The sequence below is a fragment of the Acinetobacter sp. YH16038 genome (assembly GCF_013417275.1).
In the GTDB taxonomy this organism is placed as follows: domain Bacteria; phylum Pseudomonadota; class Gammaproteobacteria; order Pseudomonadales; family Moraxellaceae; genus Acinetobacter.
On the sequence record NZ_VPEG01000064.1, the window covers coordinates 1 to 5,900 of the forward strand.

General features: G+C 38.7%; 4 protein-coding genes. 1 reads left to right on the forward strand and 3 read right to left on the reverse strand.

What is annotated here, in order from left to right; all coding sequences use genetic code 11:
* Positions 1-127 precede the first annotated feature (127 nt).
* A complete protein-coding gene (locus FTV34_RS15940) occupies positions 128-502 on the reverse strand; it encodes a hypothetical protein (RefSeq protein WP_002011652.1) in 375 nt (124 codons plus the stop codon).
* A 258-nt stretch (positions 503-760) separates the two neighbouring features.
* Between FTV34_RS15940 and mobQ the strand changes: the two genes are divergently transcribed.
* The gene (gene mobQ, locus FTV34_RS15945; RefSeq protein ID WP_368856425.1) at positions 761-2,515 is read left to right on the forward strand and encodes a MobQ family relaxase; all 1,755 of its coding nucleotides are present in this window, start codon (positions 761-763) and stop codon (positions 2,513-2,515) included.
* A 624-nt stretch (positions 2,516-3,139) separates the two neighbouring features.
* Here mobQ and FTV34_RS15950 read toward each other — a convergent pair.
* Together FTV34_RS15950 and FTV34_RS15955 are read right to left on the reverse strand one after the other, a co-directional pair.
* Positions 3,140-4,345 carry an IS256 family transposase gene (locus FTV34_RS15950; protein WP_180070782.1) on the reverse strand — a complete coding sequence of 402 codons (1,206 nt, stop codon included), beginning with the start codon at positions 4,343-4,345 and terminating at the stop codon, positions 3,140-3,142.
* Between the two features lie 71 nt (positions 4,346-4,416).
* Positions 4,417-5,007, reverse strand: a complete 591-nt coding sequence (locus FTV34_RS15955) for a recombinase family protein (protein WP_127801920.1) — start codon at positions 5,005-5,007, stop codon at positions 4,417-4,419.
* Between the last annotated feature and the right edge of the window lie 893 nt (positions 5,008-5,900).

A 5,900-nucleotide genomic window follows, 5' to 3' on the forward strand; every position in this document is an offset into this window, starting at 1 on the left:
ATTTCAACTTTAAATAAGCTTTTAGTTGTTCAAACAAATTGAGCTACCTCTCCTGTAATACAAACATTAGCATTTCATAGTAGTTAACCTTTATTTAACATAAAATCTCTTATATGAAATTTAGAACTTATCCCTTAAAAAGATCATTAAAAAGCTCTTTATCTTTCTGTCTATTTTCTTCTGTCTTACTTTCCGCACTTAAAAACTGCTCAAAATCAGCCCATTGATGTTTAAAAGATTCATCATTCTTAAATTTATTCAAAACCCAAGCGCCAAGCAAAATTTTCCGTCTAGTTTCATTTTTCCGTTCTTGAGCTTTTGCTTCGCTTAAAAGTTTTTGCTGTTTGAGTTTAAGCTCATTCTGTTTCTGTTTTGCCTGTTCTAAGATCTGCTCTTGTTCTTTTTTCAAATACTCAATTTGCTCTTGCAGGGATAATTTTTTCTGCTGTGCTTTGGTGAGTTTCTTTAAAACTGTATCTTTCTTTTCTTGAATATCTGACATAGTATTAAACCGTGATGATCAATAATCAAACATCATCATAGAGTCAAAAAACAAAGCGAGCAATATCAAACGTAGCGAAGCGAAGTTTTCCCGGAGTGAAACGAAGGGCGCACTTACCCACTTTTATCATTTCATTCAAAAGTGGACGTTGCGACAGGGGAAACCCCTGTACCCCATGACCTCGCTTTAGCATGGTCAGCAACTTTTTCAAAGTTGCAAAAATCAAAACCACGGTATGCAGAAATTTAGGTTTTTAAAGTGGCAATTTTTCATTTGAATGAAAGCAACATCTCACGAAGTGACGGACGTTCAGCCGTTGCTTGTGCTGCTTATCGTGCCTGTGAAAAATTAGAGGATCTGACTTTTGGAAAGACTCAGGACTACACTAAAAAAAAGGGACTTGAATACAAAAATATTTATGCACCAGAACATACCAATACAAAACTTTTAGACCGTCAAACACTTTGGAATACAGTAGAAAAAAAAGAATTCAATGCCAATGGCTCAATGAAAGCCAATGCACGACTCGCCAAAGAATATATCTGTGCTTTACCACATGAATTAACAGATGCAGAACGCATAAAAATCGTTGATGACTTTTGCCGAGACTTTGTGAACAAGCACAATGTTATTGTCGATGCCTGCATCCATGCACCACATGAACATAACGATGAAACCAATAATAAAAACTATCACGTACACATGATGTTCACTACCAGACTCATCAATGAAAAAGGCGAATTAGGAAAGAAACAAAGAATCTTCAACGACCATGGTCCCGAGATCCTGAAGGACAGCCGAGCAACTTTTGCCAATGTTGTAAACACAGTATTGGAAAATGCCGGACTAGACGAACGCATCGACCACCGGAGTTACAAGGATCAGGGCTTAGACTTTCTTGAACCCACTCATCATGAAGGGCATGAAGCTACAGCACTTCGCAGACAATATGACGAGGAACAAAAAAGACCGCTTGAAGAACGTAACACTGAAATTGTGCTACCAAGAATTGCACTTGAAAATGATGCAATCAAAGCCAAAAATTTAGATGCTGCACGAGAATACCAACAGATCATCAAGGGCCTTGATCAAGAAATTATTGTTCCAAGTCGATTAGAAGATCAGATTACCCAGCTGGAAAACGAACTTCAGTTAACCGAAGCAGAAGAAAAAGAGCTTTTAGCAGAATTAGTAAATCTCAACCTAGAAGAAGAACGCCTGCAAGAACAACAGGTTCAACAGATCGACAACGCATATGATGACTTCATCCGGTGCCAAGATATTTATGCAGAATTTGCCAATCAGTTTTACACCATTCAAAGCAATGCTGCTGATAATCAAAAGCAGATTGAATCAAATCTCACCAAGACAAAACGATGGTTAGCAGAAAACAAAAGCGATTTTTACCTACATAGCAATAATTTGTTTTATGACTCTTATCATCATACTTACAGAGATATAAAAAAACCTGATTTTTATGCGACTGAAAAATCAGTAGAACAGGCAAAAAATGAGAACTGGAGAGAATACGCAACCGAGGTCGAACAACTTGCTAAAGAATACGATATTGAGAATGTCGTCCAACGCTTAGGCCAATGCTCAGAGATACTGGAAAATAATGGGATTGAACGACCAACGATAAAACCCACGTTTTGGCAGAAGCTAAAACGAGAGTACGTTCATTCATTCGATACCCTACATGATTTTAATGATGATATGAAACCTATCCTTGTCGAAAAACGGGCAGATGATCTCAAAATTGAACAAGAAAGAATGCAGCAAGTACGCCAAGCGGAAGTAGATCGCCAACGAAGAATTGAAAATGATCGCAGAGAAAGTGAATTTAGAGAGCAATTACGTAAAGAACGAGAGCAAAAAGAACAACGCTATGAACAAGAAAGACGCGAACGAGAACATTTGGCATTTTTAAAACGCCAAGAATTGGAAAAACAGCAGAAAAATGAGCCTAAAAAACCAGAAAATGAAAATAACAACGATTACCGACCTTGGTGAATGCTGTTTAAACGCAAAAAAATAGGGTTTTTAGCGATGTTTTGCTAAACCACAGTAGATTTATAGTTGAGTTAAGAAAAAACTCTTAAATCGCAAATGAGAGCATTTAGCGAGTGTCTACGAGCGAACTACAGGGATCTAAATTTTTTCACCTGTTTTTCCCTGATTACAGGCTCCCCTGTGTATCAAGAACTCAGAATCAGAGCATCCCGAATGGGTGCGAACTGATTACGGTGGCTTTATGTCGAGCGAAGCGAGTGAAAAAGTTCTATGAGCGAAGCGAATTCCTAGTTGCTTTTCTTTTTTAAAAAGTCACGAAATTTTAAGCCAAAAATTGCCCCTACGAACTGAGCGAAAGCGAAGTTCAATAGAGTTTGAGCGTAGCGAAAACATAGGGCAATTTTTTCTTCCTTAGGTTTTTAATTAATTTTTATATTTTTAATGCTTTTAAATCCATTGGAAAGCTTTTTACATAAGGGTTATAGAGCTTATAAGACTACAATTCCTTTGTTATAAACTACATCTAAATCAGATGTAGTCTTATAGAATCTATTTTTAAAAAATATCAGTAGGACAAAATCAAATTTTTAGAGAGCGTTCAAAATTCTGTGTCAGCCGAATTGGCTAGAGTTTAATTATATCATCGAGCCTGCCTTCAAAGTAAATCGATAACTGTGTGATGGTTTGCCCCCAGTTTGTCACCGGCATTGTCCATTTTTCAGAAGCCTGTTGAATGCCAATATACAGCAATTTCAGCAGGCTATTTTCATTCGGGAAAGCCCCCTTGGTTTTGGTCAGTTTTCTGAATTGGCGATGTACTGCTTCAACCGCATTGGTGGTATAAATTGGCTTCCTAACCGCTTTCGGATATTTGAAATAGGCACTGAGTAAATGCCATTTTTCACGCCATGAACGAATGACTTTCTCGTATTTATCCCCCCATTTGGCTTCCAGCTCATCTAGCGCCATTTCAGCTGCCTGCTTGGTATCTGCTCGGTAAACAGGCTTCAGATCAGCCATAAAGGCTTTTTGATCCTTACTGGCCACATAACGCAAGCTATTGCGGATTTGGTGAATAATACATAACTGCACTTCTGTCTGCGGAAATATCGCAGCAATTGCTTCAGGGAAGCCTTTAAGCCCATCAACGCAGGCGATCAGAATGTCTTGTATGCCACGGTTCTGCAAATCTGTGAGTACGCTGAGCCAATAATTAGCACCTTCACTTTCTGATAGGTAAAGACCCAGCAGTTCTTTATGGCCTTCGTTATTTAGGCCCAGTACGGGATAAACGGCTTTGTTGACATAACGGCCTTCATCCTTGATCTTGTAATGGATGGCATCGAGCCACACAAAGGGATATACGGCATCAAGCGGCCTCTGTTGCCAGGCACGTAATTCGGGGATTAGCTTGTCTGTAATATTGGTAATGGCACCCTCGGAAATATCCAGTGCATACATATCGGCAATATGTTTTTGAATATCACGGTAGCTCATGCCGAGCGCAAACAGTGAGATGACTTTACTGTCGATCTCTTCAGAGAGTTTGGTTTGATTTTTCTTGACGAGTTGAGGCTCAAAATCACCAGTGCGATCACGAGGTGTTTCCAGTTCAAATGAACCGGAGGATGATTTTACGGTCTTGCGAGAGTAACCATTCCTGCGATTGGATGGTTTAGGATTTTCTTCCAGATAGTTTTCAATTTCAGCATTTAAAGCCGCTTCTGTCAGCTGTTTGATTAGTGGTGTCAGGATACCGTTTTCACCAGTGAGGGGTTGTCCTGATTGTAATTGTTTTAAAGCTGCTTCGAAATCAAAGTTGTTTGCCATGATGTGTCATTTCCTGTTTGATTCAGTTTATTGAAATGACACAGATTTTTGAACACTACCAATTTTTATTTCTATATCGTCCTCTGTACTCGATATACAGTAGCGATACCCACACCTACAGCTTTTGCTACTTCTTCTTTTGTCATATTTTCGGCCTTAAGTAGCTGTTTAATACGCTCATGCTTAGCGGTATTGGCTTTCTTTCCTGCCGGCTTGTAACCTGACCTTTCTAGTCCTTGCTTAATGCGTTCTCTCCTTTTGTCGTTATCAAGCTTCGCCATAGTTGCAAGTAGGTCTATCAACATGCTGTTGATGACGTTCAGTATCTCTCCTGTCATGCCACTATTAACGACGTGTGTTGTGGGTAGATCAGCGACGACCAGGCGCAGTCCTTTGCTCTTGATCTGTTGCTTAAGAATGTCGAAGTCGGCTTGTTCTAGGCGTGACAATCTGTCGACCGATTCCACGAGTAAAATGTCACCTGGCTCTGATTCGTTTAAAAGCCGATTGAGGATGGGTCGGGTTAACTTCGTGCCGCTTTCATTTTCGATGTATTCAACGTGTCCAGCGCTATAGCTCTTACTGAACTCGACCAAGTCACTGAGCGCTCTTTCAGCATCTTGCTCTTTAGTTGATGCACGTACATAAATGCGAACTATCATAACCGACTACCTATCAAAAAGACTTAAAAAAATAAGTACAATGATAATACTATCATTTAATAAAGATTAATAGTCTATTGATAGGTATTTTTATCATTTAATACTTTTATCTTTTATGTATAGTGCAATGATAGTGTTTCTTGAGGCTCGTACGTGAATGAAATTATTTTTTATGGGTAGTTCTGCTCTTTAATTTACGTAGAACCAAGCAAAACGAAAAAAACCGCCTGATCCAGCAGGCGGTTTTAATATTTAATAGAGTAATGGTTGCAAGATTTGCGTGAGCTGAATTAAGTCTGCTAGCAAGCTAATAGCTTGTAGAATCAATTTCAGTGAAATCATATTCATGCCTTACCTCCTCTCTGTCTGTGAGAAGGCAATGACAAATTCCGGTTGTGTTCAACGGTCTTTTCGACTTTAATATCAATTTATATACCTCATCGTTGTCTTCTCTGGCCTCGATAACGCCTCAATTTATCTCTCGAGTTGTGGAAGATGAGAGAAGTAAATTAAGGCTCCATACTCATTAAGTTATCTCTCGAATTGTGGAAGATGAGAGGGGTAACTTAATGATATTCTCAGTGCTGTCTGACAACAGAATCAACACCTTATTTTGGCAAGATACGGGAAAATATAGGGTAGATCAATATTGACTTTTTATGAAAAAATTTTCGTATTTAGACAAAAAGTTTAGGGAAAGAACTCCCCCAATTTCTGTGTACTCGTAACTACTTATACAATAAGAATTTTATTTTAAAATCAAAGAAATATAGTTTATTTATCGACAACTTTGTGGATAAGTTTATGTATCAGTCATTGCATGACCTTATCTAAAATAGTTCGAACCACCCCTAGTCGTGCGCAAGGAACCCTCTCTGCCAGGTGACGGATGC

Excerpts from the sequence above, each read along its gene's own strand:
- FTV34_RS15940 (WP_002011652.1), bottom strand. The coding sequence starts at position 502 with ATGTCAGATATTCAAGAAAAGAAAGATACAGTTTTAAAGAAACTCACC.
- FTV34_RS15950 (WP_180070782.1), bottom strand. The coding sequence starts at position 4,345 with ATGGCAAACAACTTTGATTTCGAAGCAGCTTTAAAACAATTACAATCA.
- FTV34_RS15955 (WP_127801920.1), bottom strand. The coding sequence starts at position 5,007 with ATGATAGTTCGCATTTATGTACGTGCATCAACTAAAGAGCAAGATGCT.